This is a genomic window from Erwinia phyllosphaerae, assembly GCF_019132875.1.
GTDB lineage: Bacteria > Pseudomonadota > Gammaproteobacteria > Enterobacterales > Enterobacteriaceae > Erwinia > Erwinia phyllosphaerae.
The window spans coordinates 254,265-274,734 of record NZ_JAHSPF010000006.1 but is presented as its reverse complement, the minus strand read 5'-3'; the positions used below and the strand labels follow the sequence as shown (position 1 = coordinate 274,734).

18 protein-coding genes are annotated in these 20,470 nt (G+C 53.2%); 16 read left to right on the top strand and 2 right to left on the bottom strand.

Annotated elements, in window-relative coordinates; translation table 11 throughout:
* Positions 1-298: 298 nt before the first annotated feature.
* Positions 299-2,167 carry a low affinity potassium transporter Kup gene (gene kup / locus KUE00_RS13135; protein WP_246760340.1) on the bottom strand — a complete coding sequence of 623 codons (1,869 nt, stop codon included), beginning with the start codon at positions 2,165-2,167 and terminating at the stop codon, positions 299-301.
* A 252-nt stretch (positions 2,168-2,419) separates the two neighbouring features.
* On the opposite strand from kup, the gene ravA reads away from it, so the two are divergent.
* From ravA to KUE00_RS13055, 16 genes are all read left to right on the top strand, one after another.
* Positions 2,420-3,916 (top strand): ATPase RavA, encoded by a 1,497-nt coding sequence (ravA, locus tag KUE00_RS13130; RefSeq protein ID WP_246760363.1) that lies wholly within the window; start codon positions 2,420-2,422, stop codon positions 3,914-3,916.
* Positions 3,913-5,376 carry an ATPase RavA stimulator ViaA gene (viaA, locus tag KUE00_RS13125; protein ID WP_246760339.1) on the top strand — a complete coding sequence of 488 codons (1,464 nt, stop codon included), beginning with the start codon at positions 3,913-3,915 and terminating at the stop codon, positions 5,374-5,376. The genes ravA and viaA overlap by 4 nt, the downstream gene beginning before the upstream one ends.
* Positions 5,377-5,456: 80 nt before the next feature.
* Positions 5,457-7,592: a 5-histidylcysteine sulfoxide synthase gene (ovoA, locus tag KUE00_RS13120; protein WP_246760338.1), complete on the top strand. Its 2,136-nt coding sequence runs from the start codon at positions 5,457-5,459 to the stop codon at positions 7,590-7,592.
* Positions 7,593-7,705: 113 nt separating this feature from the next.
* A complete protein-coding gene (gene asnC / locus KUE00_RS13115; protein WP_246760337.1) occupies positions 7,706-8,167 on the top strand; it encodes a transcriptional regulator AsnC in 462 nt (153 codons plus the stop codon).
* A gap of 327 nt (positions 8,168-8,494) precedes the next feature.
* Entirely contained in the window at positions 8,495-8,938 is a 444-nt protein-coding gene (mioC, locus tag KUE00_RS13110; RefSeq protein ID WP_246760336.1) for an FMN-binding protein MioC, read from the top strand.
* Positions 8,939-9,397: 459 nt separating this feature from the next.
* Complete coding sequence (mnmG, locus tag KUE00_RS13105) at positions 9,398-11,287, top strand: tRNA uridine-5-carboxymethylaminomethyl(34) synthesis enzyme MnmG (RefSeq protein WP_246760335.1); 1,890 nt, start codon at positions 9,398-9,400, stop codon at positions 11,285-11,287.
* A 54-nt stretch (positions 11,288-11,341) separates the two neighbouring features.
* The gene (rsmG, locus tag KUE00_RS13100; RefSeq protein ID WP_246760334.1) at positions 11,342-11,980 is read left to right on the top strand and encodes a 16S rRNA (guanine(527)-N(7))-methyltransferase RsmG; all 639 of its coding nucleotides are present in this window, start codon (positions 11,342-11,344) and stop codon (positions 11,978-11,980) included.
* A gap of 839 nt (positions 11,981-12,819) precedes the next feature.
* A complete protein-coding gene (gene atpI, locus KUE00_RS13095; RefSeq protein WP_125289170.1) occupies positions 12,820-13,200 on the top strand; it encodes a F0F1 ATP synthase subunit I in 381 nt (126 codons plus the stop codon).
* A gap of 8 nt (positions 13,201-13,208) precedes the next feature.
* On the top strand, positions 13,209-14,024 hold the full coding sequence (gene atpB, locus KUE00_RS13090; protein ID WP_246760333.1) for a F0F1 ATP synthase subunit A: 816 nt from the start codon (positions 13,209-13,211) through the stop codon (positions 14,022-14,024).
* A gap of 50 nt (positions 14,025-14,074) precedes the next feature.
* Positions 14,075-14,314 (top strand): F0F1 ATP synthase subunit C, encoded by a 240-nt coding sequence (gene atpE / locus KUE00_RS13085; RefSeq protein WP_003849523.1) that lies wholly within the window; start codon positions 14,075-14,077, stop codon positions 14,312-14,314.
* A gap of 98 nt (positions 14,315-14,412) precedes the next feature.
* Entirely contained in the window at positions 14,413-14,883 is a 471-nt protein-coding gene (gene atpF, locus KUE00_RS13080; protein ID WP_246760332.1) for a F0F1 ATP synthase subunit B, read from the top strand.
* A gap of 14 nt (positions 14,884-14,897) precedes the next feature.
* A complete protein-coding gene (atpH, locus tag KUE00_RS13075) occupies positions 14,898-15,431 on the top strand; it encodes a F0F1 ATP synthase subunit delta (protein ID WP_246760331.1) in 534 nt (177 codons plus the stop codon).
* 14 nt (positions 15,432-15,445) lie between these two features.
* Positions 15,446-16,987 carry a F0F1 ATP synthase subunit alpha gene (gene atpA / locus KUE00_RS13070; protein ID WP_246760330.1) on the top strand — a complete coding sequence of 514 codons (1,542 nt, stop codon included), beginning with the start codon at positions 15,446-15,448 and terminating at the stop codon, positions 16,985-16,987.
* A 54-nt stretch (positions 16,988-17,041) separates the two neighbouring features.
* On the top strand, positions 17,042-17,911 hold the full coding sequence (gene atpG, locus KUE00_RS13065) for a F0F1 ATP synthase subunit gamma (RefSeq protein ID WP_246760329.1): 870 nt from the start codon (positions 17,042-17,044) through the stop codon (positions 17,909-17,911).
* A gap of 32 nt (positions 17,912-17,943) precedes the next feature.
* Positions 17,944-19,326, top strand: coding sequence for a F0F1 ATP synthase subunit beta (gene atpD, locus KUE00_RS13060; RefSeq protein WP_246760328.1), 1,383 nt, complete (start codon positions 17,944-17,946; stop codon positions 19,324-19,326).
* Positions 19,327-19,347: 21 nt separating this feature from the next.
* Positions 19,348-19,767 (top strand): F0F1 ATP synthase subunit epsilon, encoded by a 420-nt coding sequence (locus tag KUE00_RS13055; RefSeq protein WP_246760327.1) that lies wholly within the window; start codon positions 19,348-19,350, stop codon positions 19,765-19,767.
* Between the two features lie 139 nt (positions 19,768-19,906).
* Here KUE00_RS13055 and KUE00_RS13050 read toward each other — a convergent pair whose 3' ends face one another.
* Positions 19,907-20,344, bottom strand: coding sequence for a winged helix-turn-helix domain-containing protein (locus KUE00_RS13050; protein ID WP_246760326.1), 438 nt, complete (start codon positions 20,342-20,344; stop codon positions 19,907-19,909).
* Positions 20,345-20,470: the final 126 nt, after the last annotated feature.

Here is a 20,470-nt window from a genome sequence, read left to right as displayed (position 1 = left end):
GACCTTATAGTGAGGATGGTTTTTTTTCATCTTGCCGCCTCCTTGCTTTCAACCTGCTGAATATCCGTCAACGCCCGATAAACCATTTTGCGTGGCGCGCTTACTTCTTTTGCATGTTTTAACCTCATAACATTTCCCTTTTATCCGGTTCCAGGCAGCCAAAGGCTGCAAAATGTGTATGGCTTTTAAGCTGTAGCACAGGAAGCCGTCTCTTACGCAAGGGAAAAGCGGTGAGAATGTAAGCTGATATTTTTGGCAGCAGGCGTAAAAAAAGCCGCACGGTGTGCGGCTTTTCATTTTAAATTTCGACCTGGGTTCCCAGCTCGATAACCCGGTTTGGCGGGATTTCAAACTGGTCAGGCGCGCGCAGGGCGTTGCGCTGGAGCGCCATAAACAGCTTGCCGCGCAGCCTTAAATACCACGGGCGTTTGCCAATAATCAGCGACTCGTGCGACATAAAGAACGAGGTTTCCATCATTCGGCAGCTCAATCCTTCCAGACCGCAGCGATGGAAAATCTCTTCCATATTTGGCGTTTCGCGCCAGCCATAGCTGGCCACCACGCGCCAGAACGTTGGTGAGAGTTGCTCTATAGAAACGCGGCGCACGTTATGGACGTAAGGCGCATCTTCCGTACGCAACGTCAGCAACACTACCCTTTCATGTAACACTTTATTGTGTTTCAGGTTATGCAGCATTGCGAACGGAATAACGTTGAGCGCGCGCGACATATAAACCGCAGTGCCCGGTACGCGTACCGGCGGCGATTTCTCCAGAGAAGCGATCAGAGCTTCCAGCGAGTTGCCGTGCTCGTGCATGCGGCGCAGCAGGCGGAAACGCTCGCTTTTCCAGGTAGTCATAATGACAAACATCACCAGCGCCAGGCTTAACGGCAACCAGCCGCCGGAGAAAAGTTTTACCAGGTTGGCCGAGAACAGCGACACGTCGATGCACAGCATACACAGCAGGATAAACAGCACCATATAACGATTCCAGTGCCAGTTTTTTATCGCCACCGTGCTGCACAGGATCGCCGTCAGCACCATAGTCCCGGTCACGGCTATACCGTAGGCGGCCGCCAGGTTGCTGGAATGCTTAAAGCCAACAATCACTATCACCACGGAGAAGAACAGGATCCAGTTAATAGTCGGAATATAGATTTGCCCGGACTCTTCCTCCGAGGTGTGCACGATGCGCATCGGTGGCAGATAGCCCAGGCGCACAGCCTGACGAGTCAGCGAGAAGACGCCGGAAATTACCGCCTGCGAAGCGATCACCGTGGCAAACGTTGCCAGAATCAGCATCGGGATAAGCGCCCAGTCGGGAGCCAGCAGGAAAAACGGGTTCTTGATGGTTTCCGGATGTTTGAGGATCAGCGCGCCCTGGCCAAAATAGTTCAGCACCAGCGATGGCAGCACCGCCAGGAACCAGGCAAGACGGATAGGCAGCTTGCCAAAGTGTCCCATATCCGCATAAAGCGCCTCTACGCCGGTAATAGCCAGTACGACAGAACCTAACGCAAAGAAAGAAAGGGTTTTGTATTCAACAAAGAAATGTATTGCCCAGTAAGGATTCAGCGCGTGCAGCACGTCCGGATTAAGCATAATCCCGCGTACGCCCAGAACGGCCAGCACGAGAAACCACAGCAGCATCACCGGGGCAAAGAGTTTGCCAACAATTCCTGTTCCGTGTTTCTGAATCACAAACAGCAGCGTCAATACGGCTATCGCCAGCGGCACGATGTAAGAGTCGAGCGTTGGCGCCGCAATTTCCAGACCTTCGATAGCCGACAGAACCGAAACGGCGGGCGTTATCACCACCTCGCCATAGAAAAAGCTGCCGCCTATTAGCCCCATTATCACCAGAATGGCGGTAGCGGTGGCCCCCGTATTGCGACCGGCAAGCGACATCAGCGTTAATATGCCGCCTTCTCCTGCGTTATCGGCGCGCATCACGTAGCTGATATATTTTAACGAAACAACCAGCACCAGCAGCCAGAAAATCAGAGAAAGGAAGCCAAAAACGGCATCATGCTTAACGCCGAAGCTGAGCGGACCGGACAGACATTCCCTCAAAGTATAGAGAGGGCTGGTGCCAATATCGCCATAAACGACGCCTATTGCCGCCAGGGTAACTGCGCCAAGGGACTGCTTTTTATCAGAACTCATAGAAGAATCTTTCGTTGGAGCTGACGATCGACAGACGCCAGGCTCATCAAGCCATCAAAAAACGCACAGTATGCACGAATCATTATGAATGCCTATCCTTAATTGAAATGTGAAAAGCAACTTCAATGGTCTGTGTCACCCTTTGACAAGAAAAAAGCTGACTCGTATCAACTCTTTCAAGCATCATAGCCAGTAGTGTTTGCGCTCGCCAGTTCCCCTGGCCTGAACGTAGAAAAGGATAAATGTTTGATGATGTCCCAGCCCCACCTCCTGGCGGAAAGAATTGCACGCCTTAGTAACGCTTTAGAAAAGGGACTTTACGAAAGACACCATGCTATCCGCCTTTGCCTGCTGGCGGCGCTGAGTGGTGAAAGCGTTTTTCTGCTTGGACCACCGGGCATCGCCAAAAGCCTGATTGCCCGCCGCCTGAAGTTTGCTTTTCAGCACGCCCGCGCTTTCGAATATCTGATGACCCGTTTCTCCACGCCGGAAGAAGTTTTTGGTCCGCTCTCTATCCAGGCGCTGAAAGATGAAGGGCGCTACCAGCGGCTGACGAAAGGCTATCTGCCCGATGCCGAAATTGTGTTTCTGGATGAAATCTGGAAAGCCGGCCCGGCCATTCTGAATACCCTGCTGACCGCCATTAACGAGCGCCGCTTTCGCAACGGCGATTGCGAAGAGCAGATCCCGATGCGTCTGCTGGTTACCGCGTCAAACGAACTGCCTGAAGCCGACAGCGGGCTGGAAGCGCTCTATGACCGCATGCTGATCCGCCTGTGGCTGGACAATGTGCACGAAAAACAGAATTTCAAAAGCATGCTGACCCACCAGCAGGATGAAAACAGCAATCCCGTCACGGCCTCGCTCTGTATTACTGATGAAGAGTATAGCGAATGGCAGAAAGGGATTACCCAGGTCGCGCTACCGGACGACGTCTTTGAGCTGATTTTCCTGCTGCGCCAGCAGTTAGAAAGCCAGCCGGAAGCGCCTTATATTTCCGACAGGCGCTGGAAAAAAGCGATTCATTTATTACAGGCCAGCGCCTTTTACAGCGGCCGCAAAGCTATCGCCCCGGTTGACCTGATATTGCTGAAAGACTGCCTGTGGCACGACGTCGCCTCAATGAAGCTGTTGGATCGCGAACTGGAGAATCTGATCACCCAGCAGGCGTGGCAGCAGCAGCCCATGCTGATCAAATTACAGCAGATCGCTTCACGCCGCCTCAGCCTGCAGCAGCAAAAAAGCGTCGAGCAGGCGATAAAGCTGGAAAAACACGGCGGAATGTTCAGCCGTAAACCCCATTACGAACTGCCGTCCAGCCTGGCGGAAGAAACGCTGACCCTGCTGCTGCAAAAGCCGCTGATGCTGCACGATATGCAGGTTAACCATATCGTTATTGGCCGCGAGCCGCTGCATCACTGGCTGCTGAAAGGCGGCGATGTGCGCGGCAAGCTTAACGGCATTGGTTTTGCCCAGACGCTGGATTTACACGTGGACGGGAACGACTGCCTGACTTTACGTGATGTCAGCCTGCAACCTTCGCGGTTGATGCTGCCTGGCGTGCAGCAGGCTGGCGGACTGCCGGAAGAAATTGTTACGGCGTTAGACGAAGTAGAAGAGCAGCTTCACGCGCAGCGCACGCTGTTCAGTCAGCATCACCGCTGTTTATTTATCAGCGATGACTGGCTGGCGAAGATTGAAGAGAGTCTGCAACAGGTTGCAGACCAGCTGAAACAGGCACGCCGTTGATTTCGCTGGATACGCTCAGCGCGTTTCTGGCGGTCAGCGAAGGCGATCTGATCGAAGAACTGTTTCTGGCGCTGCTCGCCAGCCCCCAGCTGGCCGTTTTCCTCGAAAAATTTCCCGGCCTGAAAAAAGCGCTGCTGGCCGATCTGCCGCGCTGGAAAACGGAGATGCTGGCGCAGCTGAAGCAGACGGAAGTTCCCGTCGATCTGGCCGACGAATTCGAACTTTTTCGGCAGTGCCAGGCGCTCGGTAACAAAGCATTTTGCCAGAAGCTGCCGGAAATCATGCTTTATCTGGCAAATCACCAGTCGCCATTTCTGGAAAAAGCCCGCGAGCTGGTAGCCCATATCGGCGAAGGGCACAGTATGAGCGCGCCGCAGCAAACGCTTTTTCTACAGCGCTGGCGGCTGAGCCTGACGTTACAAACCCTGTCGCTAAACCACCAGCTGCTCGATGAGGAACGCGACAAGCTGCTGGCAGAATTACAGCAGCGGCTGGCCATGAGCGGCCAGCTGGCCCCCGTCTTGTCGGACAACAGCGAAGCCGCAGCAGGCAGGCTGTGGGATTTAAGCAAATGTCCGCTCCAGCGCGGCGATTATCAGCTGCTCGTTGACTACGGCGATTTTCTGGGGCAGCAGCCGATGCTGCAAAAGCTGGCAGAACAGCTGGGACGCAGCCGCGAAGCCAAAGCCGTGCTGAGCGAGGATGCGCCGCTGGAAACCTTCCACCAGCTGGTCAGAGAGCCCGAATCCGTGCCGGAAGAGGTGAGCGGACTGCATCAGAGTGACGATATCCTGCGCCTGCTGCCGCCAGAACTGGCCGCGCTGGGCATCAGCGAACTGGAGCTGGAGTTTTACCGCAGGCTGGTGGAGAAGCGGTTGCTGACCTATCGGCTACAGGGCGAAGCCTGGCATGACAAGGTCTCGCTGCGCCCGGTATCCCACCAGCACCATGACGAACAGCCGCGCGGTCCCTTTGTGGTTTGCGTCGATACGTCCGGCTCTATGGGCGGTTTTAACGAACGCTGCGCCAAAGCCTTTTGCCTGGCGCTGCTGAAAATTGCGCTGGCGGATAATCGCCGCTGCTACATTATGTTATTCGCTCACGAAGTAATAGGTTATGAGCTGACTGCGGAAGACGGTATTGCGCAAGCCGTCCGCTTTTTAAGCCAGCGCTTTCGCGGCGGCACCGATCTGGCCGCCTGCCTGCAAGCCGTACTGATTAAGCTGGCGATGCCGCAGTGGAACGATGCCGACGCGGTGATTATTTCCGATTTTATCGCGCAGCGCCTGCCGGAAGAGCTGGTAAAAAATATTAAAAAGCATCAGCTGCTCCAGCAGCAACGCTTTCATGCTGTTGCGCTGTCCGATCATGGAAAACCCGGCATTATGCGTATCTTCGACCATATCTGGCGCTTTGATACCGGCCTGAAAAGCCGTCTGCTGCGGCGCTGGCAGCGCTAATCTTCCCTGTGCCACTATCCGGCAATACTCTCCTGCTATAGTCATATGAACGTTTTCTACGGTTCCCTCAGGAGTTTTACGTGGCACAACATCACCAGACGGCGGCAGCGCTACCGGCGCCAACCCGCACAGTACTATTAACCGGCAACGACGCAGAAGAAAAACGCCGGGAACTGCTCAGCTATTTCCAACAGACCTGGACGCTTTATGAAAGCCTGTTCGATTGCCTCGCCAGCGAGCAGGCCTACTACAACAAGGCAATCTCTCTACGCCATCCGCTGATCTTTTACTTTGGCCATACCGCCACCTTCTATATCAACAAACTGATGGCGGCTGGGCTGATTGAGCAGCGCGTTGACGATCGTATCGAAGCGATGATGGCTATCGGCGTGGATGAAATGAGCTGGGACGATCTGGATGTAACCCACTATGCATGGCCTACGCTGGCTGAAATGCGTGACTACCGCGGCAAAGTGCGCTCGCTGGTGGAAGACTTCATCAAAACGATGCCGCTGACGCTGCCTGTCGACTGGGAAAGCCCGGCATGGGTGATTCTGATGGGTATTGAGCACGAGCGCATTCATCTGGAAACCTCCAGCGTACTGATCCGCCAGCTACCGCTTGAGTGGGTTAAGCCCCAGCCGCACTGGCCAGCCTGCCCTGATGCACGCCGCGATCGCCAGAGCGTCCCCAAGAACAAGCTTATCTCCGTTGAAGGCGCGCGCGTGACGCAGGGGAAAACTGACGATACCTATGGATGGGATAACGAATACGGTACGCTGACTACGGACGTTAAACCCTTTAAAGCCAGTCAGATGCTGGCAAGCAACGCGGAGTTTTTTGAATTTGTCGCGGCGGGCGGCTATCAGGACGACCGCTGGTGGGATGAAGAAGGTTTGGGCTGGCGTAACTTTACGCAAGCGACCATGCCTACTTTCTGGACAGGCTCGCTGAACGATGCCGATAATCTGCGGCTGCGTTTGATGACCGAAGAGGTCGCTATGCCGTGGGACTGGCCGGTGGAAGTTAACCAGCTGGAAGCGGCGGCCTTTTGCCGCTGGAAAGCGGACGAAACCGGGAAGTCTGTCCAGCTGCCCAGCGAAGCCGAATGGCTGCTGCTGCGCGAACAGCTGGCGGGCGACCGCTGGCAGCAGGCGCCGGGCAATTTCAATCTGGCCTGGTGGGCTTCTTCCTGCCCGGTGGATCGTTTTGCGCAGGGCGAGTTTTTCGATCTGGTTGGCAATGTCTGGCAGTGGACCACCACGCCGATTAACGGCCTGGAAGGGTTTAAAGTGCATCCGCTTTATGATGACTTCTCAACGCCAACTTTTGACGGTAAGCATACCTTAATTAAAGGCGGCAGCTGGATTTCTACCGGCAACGAGACGCTTAAATCATCCCGCTATGCTTTTCGCCGCCACTTTTTCCAGCATGCCGGTTTCCGCTATGTCGTTTCCACACATCAGGAAAAAGCGACGCTGAATCCTTACGAAACCGACAGCATGGTGTCGCAGTATCTGGACTTCCAGTATGGCCCCAACTATTTCGGCACGGAAAACTACGGCAAAGCGCTGGTGGATATCGCCTGCCAGATGACGGATAAGCGTGGGCGCGCGCTGGATATCGGCTGTGCGACGGGCCGCGCCAGCTTTGAACTGGCCCGTCACTTTGATGAAGTGGTCGGCATGGACTATTCCGCACGCTTTATCGACGTGGCGTTACAGCTGACCCGTGGTGAAGATTTCCGCTACGTGACGCAAGAAGAGGGCGAGCTGGTCGAATACCGACAGATAAGGCTGAAAGATTTCGGTCTGGGTCAGCAGCAGGCCAGCCGTATTCAGTTTATGCAGGGGGATGCCTGTAACCTGAAGCCGCAAAAACACGGTTACGATCTGGTGCTGGCGTCTAATCTGATTGACCGGCTGCGTCAGCCGAAACGTTTTTTGCAGGATATCACCAGAATGATCAACTCCGGCGGCGTGCTGCTGCTCTCTTCGCCTTATACCTGGCTGGAAGAGTACACGCCAAAAGAGAACTGGCTGGGCGGTATCCGTGAAAACGGCGAAGCGTTAACGACGTATCAGGCTCTACAACGCCTGCTGGCAGAGGATTTTGAAGAAATTGCCGCACCGCAGGACGTGCCTTTCGTGATCCGCGAAACGGCCCGTAAATATCAGCATACCGTTGCACAGCTGACGGTCTGGCGTAAACGTTAATCTCTGGCGGGCGCGGCTTCGCGCTCGCTTTTATCTTACTTTGTTGCCTGTTTTCTCTCTTTCCTGCACATTATCCCGATATCTACTGAATAATCCTCAATCCAGGAGCCTTTATGGCCGATAATCTGCAACCTGACGATCTCGATCGCGGCATTCTTAACGCGCTGCTGGCCAATGCCCGTACCGCCTATGCCGAGCTGGCCAAGCAGTTCAACGTCAGTCCCGGCACCATTCACGTTCGTGTAGAGAAGATGAAGCAGGCCGGTATCATTAAAGGCACCCGCGTAGAGATCGATCCTCGCCAGCTGGGCTATGACGTCTGCTGCTTTATCGGCATTATTTTAAAAAGCGCCAGAGACTATCCCGCCGCGCTGGCAAAGCTGGACGCGCTTGATGAAGTTGTCGAAGCCTGGTACACCACCGGCCACTACAGCATCTTTATTAAGGTAATGTGCCGCTCGATTGATGCGCTACAGCAGGTGCTGATCAACAAGATCCAGACTATCGACGAGATCCAGTCCACCGAGACGTTAATTTCCCTGCAAAACCCGATCATGCGCACGATCAAGCCCTGATCTGTGCACAAAATTATCCACAGTTCACTTCTGTGGATAGGCAAATAAGATCCCTTCTGTAAGCGCATCACCGCGACCAACATCAAGATCGTCACAGCCAGACCGGTCGCCACAGGATACCTGTGGCGTACATCGTCGCAGCCAGTTTTTGGCCGACCAGCGCGCAGCACCGGCAGCATACCTTAGTATGTGAGGAGGGCAAGCACTGCTCGGGCAGAAAATGGTAAGTAAGATAGCCACCTCAACATTAATAACCTTACTTATGCACAGGTAGATCCCATGCTGATCACAGCGTACAATACCCGCCTTTAGCGACAGGGATCCCACATGGCGGACGTAACTTTAATCAGCGGCAGCACCTTAGGCAGCGCAGAGTATGTAGCTGAACATCTGGCTGAAAAACTGGAAGAAGCGGGCTTTTCTACCGAGCTGCTGCACGGGCCGGAACTGGAAGCGCTTCCTTTAAGCGGATTATGGCTGGTGGTGACGTCGACTCACGGCGCGGGCGACCTGCCGGACAACCTGCAACCGCTGTTTGACGAAATAGAAGAGAAGCAGCCGGATCTGAGCCAGCTTCGCTATGGCGCCGTCGGCATTGGTAACCGCGAATACGATCTTTTTTGCGGGGCTATCGACAAAATGGACAAGCTGTTAACGGCAAGAGGCGCAAAACGCGTTGGCGATCGCCTGGACATTGACGTTATGGAACACGAAATTCCGGAAGATCCCGCCGAGATCTGGGTTGAGAGCTGGAAAGAGCTGATCGCGTAACGATCGTGCGTCCGGATCGTGCTTTTCACCTTCCGGCGCATAAAAAAACGGCCAGGTTTTGTAAATTTTCCCCGGATCTGGCGATTTAAATAGCGATCAACTGTGGATAACTACGCTAATTAAGCGGTAATAACCGGTGTTTATCCAAAGAACAACCTGACAGCTTGCGGGTACCTGTGCATAACATGCTGTTTTGATCCCAGCTTATACGCGACAGGATCACCGATCTTTCACAGCAAACGATCCTGAATAAGCCAATGATCCTGGTAGAGAAAAAAGGCTTATCCACAGCGATCGACGATCCTAATAGAAGATCTAATAAAGAGATCTCTAAATAAAAAAGATCTTCTTTTTAATACGTGTCTGGCCCTGCGCTTTCACCTTCGGGCAAAGTTGAGTAGAATTCACGCCCCGGGCATCCCCCAATCATTCAATCGCACAACCGCGAGGTTCAGTACCATGTTTTATCCAGATCCTTTTGACGTCATCGTGATCGGTGGTGGTCATGCGGGCACGGAAGCCGCCATGGCGGCAGCCCGAATGGGTCAACAAACCCTGCTTTTAACGCATAACATTGATACGCTTGGACAAATGTCCTGTAACCCGGCGATCGGTGGCATCGGAAAAGGACATCTGGTTAAAGAAGTGGACGCGCTTGGCGGTCTGATGGCGCATGCTATTGACCAGGCGGGTATCCAGTTCAGGATACTAAACGCAAGCAAAGGCCCGGCGGTACGAGCGACTCGTGCTCAGGCGGATCGCGTGCTCTATCGGCAGGCGGTTCGTACCGCGCTGGAGAATCAGCCAAACCTGATGATCTTCCAGCAGGCCGTTGACGATCTGATTGTGGAAAACGATCGCGTTGTGGGTGCAGTAACCCAGATGGGACTGAAGTTCCGCGCCAAAGCGGTTGTACTGACGGTAGGCACTTTCCTGGACGGTAAGATCCACATCGGCCTCGACAACTACAGCGGTGGACGTGCAGGCGATCCGCCTTCGATCCCGCTGGCCCGTCGACTGCGTGAGTTACCGTTACGCGTTAGCCGCCTGAAAACAGGTACGCCACCGCGCATCGATGCCAGAACGATTGATTTCAGCGTGCTGGCTCCCCAGCATGGCGATACGCCGCTGCCGGTCTTCTCGTTTATGGGTAATGTTGCACAGCATCCTCAGCAGGTGCCTTGCTATATCACCTATACCAACGAAAAAACGCATGACGTGATCCGCAATAACCTGGACCGCAGCCCGATGTATGCAGGCGTGATTGAAGGCGTTGGACCACGCTACTGCCCATCGATCGAAGACAAGGTCATGCGCTTTGCCGATCGTAACGCACACCAGATCTTCCTGGAGCCGGAAGGACTGACCAGCAACGAAATTTACCCGAACGGCATTTCAACCAGCCTGCCGTTTGACGTACAGATGCAGATTGTCCGCTCTATGCAGGGCATGGAAAACGCGAAGATCGTGCGTCCCGGCTATGCCATTGAGTATGACTTCTTCGATCCACGCGATCTGAAGCCAACGCTGGAAAGCAAATTTATCGAAGGTCTGTTTTTTGCCGGACAGATTAACGGCACCACCGGTTATGAAGAAGCTGCTGCGCAGGGACTGCTGGCTGGTCTGAACGCCGGACGTCTTTCTGCCGACAAAGAAACCTGGGCACCGCGCCGCGATCAGGCTTACCTTGGCGTACTGGTCGACGACCTTTGCACGCTGGGCACCAAAGAGCCGTACCGCATGTTTACTTCAAGAGCGGAATACCGCCTGATGCTGCGTGAAGACAATGCCGATCTGCGTCTGACTGCTGCTGGCCGCGAACTCGGCCTGGTTGATGATGCACGCTGGGCACGCTTCAATGAAAAGCTGGAAAGCATTGAGCAGGAACGCCAGCGTCTACGCGATATTTGGGTTCATCCAAAATCAGAAACCGTCGAAGAAGTAAACGGCGTGCTGAGCGCTGCGCTGACCAAGGAAGCCAACGGTGAAGATCTGCTGCGTCGTCCGGAGATGACCTATGAGCAGCTGATGACGCTGAGCACCTTTGCGCCAGCGCTGGCCGATGCTCAGGCTGCCGAGCAGGTTGAAATTCAGGTGAAGTACGAAGGCTATATTGCCCGCCAGCAGGAAGAGATCGATCGCCAGCTGCGCAATGAGAATACGCTGCTGCCGGTCGATCTGGATTACCGTCAGGTGAGCGGCCTCTCTAACGAAGCGATCGCCAAGCTGAACGACCACAAACCCGGATCGATCGGCCAGGCTTCCCGTATTTCGGGGATCACGCCGGCTGCCATCTCTATTTTGCTGATTTACCTGAAAAAGCAGGGACTGCTGCGCAAAAGCGCCTGACGCTACGCGGGGCGATAGTTTTCGCCCCTTTTCATACTGTATTCGGATGTCATCGTGATTAATAAACTCTCTTCGCTGCTTAAAGCCGCCAATATTTCCCTGTCCGATCAACAAAAACAGCAGCTGACCGGCTATGTAGAAATGCTGCATAAATGGAACAAGGCCTATAACCTGACCTCGGTACGCGACCCGCAGCAGATGCTGGTACGCCATATCATGGACAGCATTGTGGTTGAGCCGCATCTGCAGGGAAACCGGTTTATTGATGTGGGCACCGGTCCAGGCTTGCCTGGCGTACCGCTGGCCATCGTACGTCCCGATGCGCATTTCACGCTGCTGGACAGCCTGGGCAAGCGCGTACGCTTTCTTAAGCAGGTACAGCATGAACTGAAGCTTGATAACATCGAGCCGGTACAGAGCAGGGTAGAAGAGTATAACGAGCCGCCTTTCGATGGCGTTATTAGTCGCGCCTTCGCCTCGCTAAACGATATGCTTAGCTGGTGTCACCATTTGCCTGCCGAAAACGGGCTTTTTTACGCGCTAAAAGGCGTGGTGCCAACGGACGAAATCGCCTCGCTGCCGGACGGGTTTACGCTTCAGCAAACCGTAAAACTCTTTGTGCCGGAGCTGGAAGGGGAGCGTCATCTGGTGATAATTAAGCCGCTGAAAAGCCCGGACGGCGTCGCTAACTAGCCGGTTTTTGCTTCAGTAATAGCGCTAAAAATCGGCGTTTTTAGCTTGATTGTCTCGCAAAAGCTGAGTAGGCACATAGACAGTAAGTGCTTTATTTGGCTTAGTTTATGGCAAAAGCGTGGGCAGGACGGTGAGCAGGGCAGGGGATAATAAGCAGCGTTAAGGTAAAGGAACAAAAAACGCGGCGCAAATTTAGCTTTTCGAGCGGACGGTAAGAAAAAATTTCAGGCCGCTAATGTTTCAGTAAGGTTAAAATGACGGGCTGAAATTATCGGAAATACCTGGTTACATTTAACGATAATTTCACAATGTGTTAGCAATGATATTACTTCACTGTCGGGCTAAGCGCCTTTTTCCGAACAGCATGACAAAATATTTTTGCCTGTTAATTTCAATGCGCTGACGAGATACCGCAGATAATTGGCGAAGACAAATGTCAATTAATTGTTTTAATCCGCCGATTTACGGCCAGCGACTCTAAAATAGAGCATTTGTCTTCAAAGCTTTGATTTTAATCATATTTTATCTCGATTATTAAGATTTATCCCGGTCAGCGGTCGGAGAATATATTACTGAATTGTGATCTCCTGCACGCTTTGTGCACAATATTTTGTGCGAACTGGCCGGATTTTCCGTCTGTTCGCCGACGCAGGTAATTTTGAAAAACAGGCCTCGCGAAAGAAATTTAAATAATTGTTCACCATTTCGCTACTTATCGATTGAAATCGCAGGCCCGCACCGTATAATTTGCTCGTTTTTTGCTGCTTGACTCAAAGTGGCAAAGGCAGTTTTATACGACACGCGACATATCCCCGACGGGGCAGGAGAGTTTCAGCGTCATGTCAGTGTCCCTTTACAGAGTAAAATTTGCCCGAACCGTGCTGCTGCTTCAGCTGGTGATTTTTGTCATAATCGGCGCGCTGTTTGCCCTGAAAGAATTGACCTGGGGCCTGTCCGCGCTTGCGGGTGGACTGGCAGCCTGGCTGCCAAACGTATTGTTTATGATTTTTGCCTGGCGTCATCAGGCAGGAGACCCGGTTAAAGGACGTGTGGCCTGGAGCTTTGCTCTGGGTGAAGTGCTGAAGGTTCTGGCAACCATTCTTCTGCTTGTCGTGGCGCTGGCGGTGTTTGGGGCGGCATTTACGCCGCTCGGACTGACCTGGTTATCGGTGCTGATTGTGCAAATCGTCGCACCGGCTGTAATTAACAACAAAGGGTAAGAGGCATCATGGCTGCAGGAGAAATCTCTACGCCGCAGGAATACATAGGCCACCATCTGAAAAACCTTCAGCTGGACCTGCGTACCTTCGAGCTAGTGAATCCGCACGACGCACCGTCGTTCTGGGTATTGAATATTGACTCCATGTTTTTCTCTGTGGTGCTGGGACTGGTATTCCTGGTGCTGTTTCGTAAAGTTGCGAAATCAGCCACCAGCGGCGTTCCGGGAAAACTGCAGGCGGCGATTGAACTGATTGTTGGCTTTGTCGACAACAACGTCCGCGACATGTACCACGGTAAAAGCAAAGTTATCGCACCGCTGGCTCTGACGATTTTCGTCTGGGTCTTCCTGATGAACTTTATGGACCTGCTGCCTATCGATTTGCTGCCGACTATCGGCGAGCGATATCTGGGGCTGCCAGCGTTGCGTGTTGTGCCTTCAGCTGACGTGAACATCACGCTGTCTATGGCGCTGGGCGTATTTATTTTGATTCTGTTCTACAGCATCAAGATGAAAGGCATTGGGGGCTTTACTAAAGAGCTGACATTGCAACCCTTCAATCACCCTGTCTTCATTCCGATCAACCTGATCCTTGAAGGCGTGAGCCTGCTGTCCAAACCGGTTTCACTTGGTCTGCGACTGTTCGGCAACATGTATGCGGGTGAATTGATTTTTATCCTGATTGCCGGCCTGTTGCCGTGGTGGTCACAGTGGGTTCTGAGTGTGCCATGGGCCATTTTCCACATCCTGATCATTTCGCTGCAGGCTTTCATTTTCATGGTACTGACGATTGTCTATCTGTCGATGGCATCTGAAGAACATTGATTTTTTTATCAACACTACTGCGTTTTAACTGAAACAAACTGGAGACTGTCATGGAAAACCTGAATATGGATCTGCTGTACATGGCTGCCGCTGTGATGATGGGCTTAGCGGCAATCGGTGCTGCGATCGGTATCGGCATCCTCGGAGGTAAATTCCTGGAAGGCGCCGCGCGTCAACCGGATCTGATCCCTCTGCTGCGTACGCAGTTCTTTGTTGTAATGGGTCTGGTGGATGCAATCCCAATGATCGCTGTTGGTCTGGGCCTGTACGTGATGTTCGCCGTCGCGTAAACCAGATTGTTCATCGTTGGACATCTGTTCGACGATGAACGGCTTCTGCCGGTCGTCAGACCGCAGAAAAAAGTTAACTTAACAAGAGGCATTGTGCAGTGAACTTAAACGCAACAATCCTCGGCCAGGCCATCGCGTTCATCCTGTTTGTAGTGTTCTGCATGAAGTACGTATGGCCGCCGCTGATGGCTGCTATCGAAAAGCGCCAGAAAGAAGTTGCTGATGGCCTTGCTTCTGCCGAACGTGCCAAAAAAGATCTGGATCTTGCACAGGCTGACGCGACCGACCAGCTGAAAAAAGCGAAAGAAGAAGCTCAGGTAATCATCGAACAGGCTAACAAACGTCGTTCGCAGATTCTGGACGAAGCGAAAGCCGAAGCCGAGCAGGAACGTAACAAGATCGTCACTCAGGCACAGGCTGAAATTGAAGCCGAAAGCAAACGTGCACGTGAAGAGTTGCGTAAGCAGGTCGCGATGCTGGCTGTTGCCGGTGCCGAGAAAATCATTGAACGTTCCGTGGATGAAGCTGCTAACAGCGACATCGTTGATAAACTGGTCGCTGAACTGTAAGGAGGGAGGGGCTGATGTCTGAATTTACTACCGTAGCTCGCCCCTACGCCAAAGCAGCTTTTGACTTTGCTGTTGAGCATCAGAGTATCGATCGCTGGCAGCAGATGCTGGCGTTCGCTACCGAGGTAGCCCGCAATGAACAGGTAGCAGAACTTCTTTCCGGCGCGCTTGCGCCGGAAGCGTTGTCTGCACGGTTCATCGCTATCTGCGGCTCAGAACTGGATGAAGCCGGCCAGAACCTGATTAAGGTTATGGCTGAAAACAAACGTTTACCGGCGCTTCCCGATGTACTGGCTCAGTTTATCCAGCTACGTGCCGCACATGATGCGACCGCGGACGTTGAGGTAATCTCTTCCACTACACTGAGTGACGAACAGCTGACCAAAATCAGCGCCGCTATGGAAAAACGTCTGTCACGCAAAGTTAAGCTGAATTGCAAAATTGATAAGTCTGTAATGGCAGGCGTAATCATCCGTGCGGGTGATATGGTCATTGATGGCAGCGTCCGCGGCCGTCTTGAACGCCTTGCGGACGACTTGCAGTCTTAAGGGGACTGGAGCATATGCAACTGAATTCCACCGAAATCAGCGAACTGATCAAGCAGCGCATTGCTCAGTTCAATGTCGTGAGTGAAGCTCACAACGAAGGTACTATCGTTTCCGTCAGCGACGGCATCATCCGCGTAAACGGCCTGGCCGATGTTATGCAGGGTGAGATGATCGCGCTGCCGGGCAACCGTTTCGCTATCGCACTGAACCTGGAGCGCGACTCCGTAGGTGCCGTAGTGATGGGCCCATACGCTGACCTCGCCGAAGGCATGAAGGTTAAGTGTACCGGCCGTATCCTGGAAGTTCCGGTAGGCCGTGGCCTGCTGGGTCGTGTGGTGAACACCCTGGGTGCACCAATCGATGGCAAAGGCGCCATTGATAACGACGGCTTCTCGCCAATCGAAGTGATTGCGCCAGGCGTTATCGACCGTCAGTCCGTTGATCAGCCTGTACAGACTGGTTATAAGTCTGTCGATGCGATGATTCCAATCGGCCGTGGCCAGCGTGAGCTGATCATCGGCGACCGTCAGACCGGTAAAACCGCGATGGCGATCGATGCAATCATCAACCAGCGCGATTCCGGCATCAAGTGCGTGTACGTCGCTATCGGCCAGAAAGCTTCTACCATCGCTAACGTGGTACGCAAGCTGGAAGAGCACAACGCGCTGGCTAACACCATCGTGGTTGTGGCTACCGCTTCTGAGTCTGCTGCACTGCAGTACCTGGCTCCGTATGCAGGTTGCGCCATGGGCGAATACTTCCGTGACCGTGGTGAAGATGCGCTGATCGTATACGATGACCTGTCTAAACAGGCCGTTGCTTACCGTCAGGTTTCTCTGCTGCTGCGTCGTCCACCGGGTCGTGAAGCATTCCCTGGTGACGTGTTCTATCTCCACTCCCGTCTGCTGGAACGTGCTTCCCGCGTGAGCGCCGACTATGTTGAGCGTTTCACCAACGGTGCAGTGAAAGGTAAAACCGGTTCTCTGACCGCGCTGCCAATCATTGAAACTCAGGCTGGCGACGTTTCCGCGTTCGTTCCGACCAACGTAATCTCGATTACCGATGGTCAGATCTTCCTGGAAACCAACCTGTTCAACTCCGGTATTCGTCCGGCAGTTAACCCAGGGATCTCCGTATCCCGTGTGGGTGGTGCTGCTCAGACCAAGATCATCAAGAAACTGTCCGGTGGTATCCGTACCGCGCTGGCACAGTATCGTGAACTGGCGGCGTTCTCTCAGTTCGCTTCCGATCTGGACGAAGCAACCCGTAAACAGCTGAGCCACGGTCAGAAAGTGACCGAGCTGCTGAAACAGAAACAGTATGCGCCAATGTCCGTAGCGCAGCAGGGTCTGGTGCTGTTTGCGGCCGAGCGCGGCTTCCTGACCGATGTCGAGCTGGAAAAAATCGGTAGCTTTGAAGCAGCGCTTCTGGCCTATGCAGATCGCGACCATAGCGAGCTGATGGCTGAAATCAACCAGGCTGGTAACTACAACAACGATATCGAAGCGAAGCTGAAAGGCCTGCTCGAAACGTTCAAGAAAACCCAGTCCTGGTAATGTCTGGCGGCTTGTCCCTTTCGGGGCAGGCCGCAAGGCTTTGAGGAGAAGCTTATGGCCGGCGCAAAAGAGATACGTAGTAAGATCGGAAGCGTTCAAAATACGCAAAAGATCACCAAAGCGATGGAAATGGTCGCCGCCTCCAAAATGCGTAAATCGCAGGAACGCATGGCGGCCAGCCGTCCTTATGCAGAGACCATGCGCAAAGTGATTGGTCACATTGCGTTAGGTAATCTGGAATACAAGCACCCTTACCTGGCGGAGCGCGACGTTAAGCGCGTCGGCTACCTGGTCGTGTCTACCGACCGCGGGCTTTGTGGTGGTTTGAACATTAACCTGTTCAAAAGAGTGCTGGCTGATATGAAAGGCTGGGCAGATAAAGGCGTCGAGAGCGATCTGGCGATTATCGGCTCCAAAGGTCTCTCATTTTTCGGCGCTGTCGGCGGCAACGTGGTTGCTCAGGTAACGGGTATGGGCGACAAGCCTTCCCTGTCTGACCTGATCGGCCCGGTAAAAGTTATGCTGCAGGCTTACGACGAAGGTCGTATCGACAAGCTTTTTGTCGTCAGCAACAAATTTATCAACACCATGTCCCAGTCACCACAGATCAACCAGCTGCTGCCGTTACCGCCAGCCGCGGAAGATGAAGGCGTGGTGAAGAAAAGCACCTGGGATTACCTGTACGAACCGGATCCGAAAGCGCTGCTGGACACGTTACTGCGCCGCTACGTCGAGTCTCAGGTTTACCAGGGTGTTGTGGAAAACCTGGCCAGCGAGCAGGCCGCGCGTATGGTGGCGATGAAAGCTGCGACCGACAACGGCGGAAACCTGATCAAAGAGCTGCAGTTGGTATACAACAAAGCTCGTCAGGCCAGCATCACCCAGGAACTTACCGAGATTGTCGGTGGAGCCTCCGCGGTTTAACCAGGTTTAATGAATTAGGTAGAGGATTCAAGATGGCTACTGGAAAAATTGTCCAGGTAATCGGCGCCGTTGTTGACGTCGAATTTCCTCAGGACGCAGTACCACAAGTGTACAGCGCGCTTGAGACTAAAAATGGTGATACTCGTCTGGTGCTGGAAGTACAGCAGCAGCTGGGTGGTGGCGTGGTTCGCGCTATCGCAATGGGTTCTTCCGACGGCCTGAAGCGCGGTCTGGAAGTCGTTGACCTTGCGCACCCAATCGAAGTGCCAGTAGGGACTGCAACGCTTGGCCGTATCATGAACGTGCTGGGCGAGCCAATCGACATGAAAGGCGACATCGGCGAAGAAGAGCGTTGGGCGATCCACCGTTCTGCACCTTCATACGAAGACCAGTCCAACTCTCAGGAGCTGCTGGAAACCGGTATCAAGGTAATCGACCTGATGTGTCCGTTCGCGAAGGGCGGTAAAGTTGGTCTGTTCGGCGGCGCGGGTGTAGGTAAAACCGTAAACATGATGGAGCTGATCCGTAACATCGCGGCTGAGCACTCAGGTTTCTCCGTATTTGCCGGTGTGGGCGAGCGTACCCGTGAAGGTAACGACTTCTACCACGAGATGACCGATTCAAACGTTATCGATAAAGTATCTCTGGTCTACGGCCAGATGAACGAGCCACCAGGAAACCGTCTGCGCGTTGCGCTGACCGGCCTGACCATGGCGGAAAAATTCCGTGATGAAGGCCGTGACGTTCTGCTGTTCATCGATAACATCTACCGTTACACCCTGGCCGGTACGGAAGTTTCCGCACTGCTGGGTCGTATGCCATCCGCGGTAGGCTACCAGCCAACGCTGGCGGAAGAGATGGGCGTTCTGCAGGAACGTATCACCTCTACCAAAACCGGTTCTATCACCTCCGTACAGGCCGTTTACGTTCCTGCGGATGACTTGACTGACCCATCTCCAGCCACCACCTTTGCTCACTTAGACGCAACCGTGGTACTGAGCCGTCAGATCGCGTCTCTGGGTATCTACCCGGCGGTTGATCCACTGGATTCTACCAGCCGTCAGCTGGATCCGCTGGTTGTTGGTCAGGAACACTACGACGTTGCTCGTGGCGTGCAGTCTCTGCTGCAGCGTTACCAGGAACTGAAAGACATCATCGCTATCCTCGGGATGGACGAGCTGTCTGAAGACGACAAGCTGGTGGTTGCTCGCTCTCGTAAGATGCAGCGCTTCCTGTCTCAGCCGTTCTTCGTGGCAGAAGTCTTCACCGGTTCTCCGGGCAAGTACGTGTCGCTGAAAGATACTATCCGTGGCTTTAAAGGCATCATGGACGGTGAATTCGACCATCTGCCAGAGCAGGCTTTCTACATGGTTGGTTCCATCGAAGAAGCCGTGGAAAAAGCGAAGAAACTGTAACGGTTTCCCGGGAGGTTAATTATGGCTATGACTTTTCACCTGGACGTGGTCAGTGCAGAACAGCAGATGTTCTCCGGCACTGTGCAGCGAATTCAGGTGTCAGGTAGCGAAGGCGAGCTGGGTATCCATCCTGGTCACGCCCCGCTGCTGACCGCCATTAAACCTGGTATGGTTCGCATCGTAAAAGAGCAGGGCGACGAAGAGTATATTTATCTCTCCGGCGGCATGCTGGAAGTACAGCCAGGCGCGGCTACCGTGCTGGCTGATACGGCGATCCGCGGTACTGACCTTGATGAGGCCCGTGCAATGGAAGCGAAACGCAAAGCCGAAGAGCATATGAATGGCTCGCATGGCGATGTGGACTTTGCTGCCGCGTCGGCTGAACTGGCTAAAGCGATCGCCAAACTGCGCGTGATCGAGTTAACCAAAAAAGCGATGTAATTCAGGTTTAAGCAAGAATGCCAGTCAGGAAACTGCCTGGCATTTTTTATTTTTGCGGCAACAGAAAGCCGTGCTCTCGTTGTTATCCTGATTAAACCTCTATTTAATGTTGTAATTAAACTGTTTATCCTTTCATCAGTTAGCGATAAAGCAGGGAAAACAGCAGCGCTAAAAGCACCACGGCGGTTACGGCCAGCGCCAGAAAAACCAGTCCCTTTAACCTGCTAACTGGCGGCTGTACCTGCAAGGGTACTGCGGTTTGGGTTTTTGGCGTCAGAAAAACATAGCCTTTACCAGGGATGGTTTTGATGCAGCTTTTCATATTCATTGCGGCTAGGTCGCGACGTATTTTATAAACCAGCTGGGTAAGATTGGCATCATCAACCGTTGCCGCGCGATTTTCCCAGATATTCTCAATAATGGTTCGTTTAGGCAGTTCTTCATCAGCATGGCGAATAAAGTAGCTCAGTAAACGTTTCTCTTTTTCACTTATTGTTAAAGTAACATTGCCATTCATTAAAATATTTTCCTCTTCTGAAAGGAAAGTATTATTACCAAGATAAATATTACTGCTCATTATTTTCCTGCCTTCGCTAATTTTTTAATGTCGGATAAAAGCGCTCCTTCGCCTGTATCGGCAAGAAGGCGCTTATGGTCATTAATATTCTTGTTGATATGAAGCTTGTTTTTAATATCGGCATGC

Coding starts and splice junctions, on each gene's coding strand:
- atpD (WP_246760328.1), top strand. CDS start 17,944: ATGGCTACTGGAAAAATTGTCCAGGTAATCGGCGCCGTTGTTGACGTC.
- atpG (WP_246760329.1), top strand. CDS start 17,042: ATGGCCGGCGCAAAAGAGATACGTAGTAAGATCGGAAGCGTTCAAAAT.
- atpE (WP_003849523.1), top strand. CDS start 14,075: ATGGAAAACCTGAATATGGATCTGCTGTACATGGCTGCCGCTGTGATG.
- mioC (WP_246760336.1), top strand. CDS start 8,495: ATGGCGGACGTAACTTTAATCAGCGGCAGCACCTTAGGCAGCGCAGAG.
- KUE00_RS13050 (WP_246760326.1), bottom strand. CDS start 20,344: ATGAGCAGTAATATTTATCTTGGTAATAATACTTTCCTTTCAGAAGAG.
- atpH (WP_246760331.1), top strand. CDS start 14,898: ATGTCTGAATTTACTACCGTAGCTCGCCCCTACGCCAAAGCAGCTTTT.
- kup (WP_246760340.1), bottom strand. CDS start 2,167: ATGAGTTCTGATAAAAAGCAGTCCCTTGGCGCAGTTACCCTGGCGGCA.
- atpA (WP_246760330.1), top strand. CDS start 15,446: ATGCAACTGAATTCCACCGAAATCAGCGAACTGATCAAGCAGCGCATT.
- ravA (WP_246760363.1), top strand. CDS start 2,420: ATGTCCCAGCCCCACCTCCTGGCGGAAAGAATTGCACGCCTTAGTAAC.
- asnC (WP_246760337.1), top strand. CDS start 7,706: ATGGCCGATAATCTGCAACCTGACGATCTCGATCGCGGCATTCTTAAC.
- KUE00_RS13055 (WP_246760327.1), top strand. CDS start 19,348: ATGGCTATGACTTTTCACCTGGACGTGGTCAGTGCAGAACAGCAGATG.
- mnmG (WP_246760335.1), top strand. CDS start 9,398: ATGTTTTATCCAGATCCTTTTGACGTCATCGTGATCGGTGGTGGTCAT.
- atpI (WP_125289170.1), top strand. CDS start 12,820: ATGTCAGTGTCCCTTTACAGAGTAAAATTTGCCCGAACCGTGCTGCTG.
- atpB (WP_246760333.1), top strand. CDS start 13,209: ATGGCTGCAGGAGAAATCTCTACGCCGCAGGAATACATAGGCCACCAT.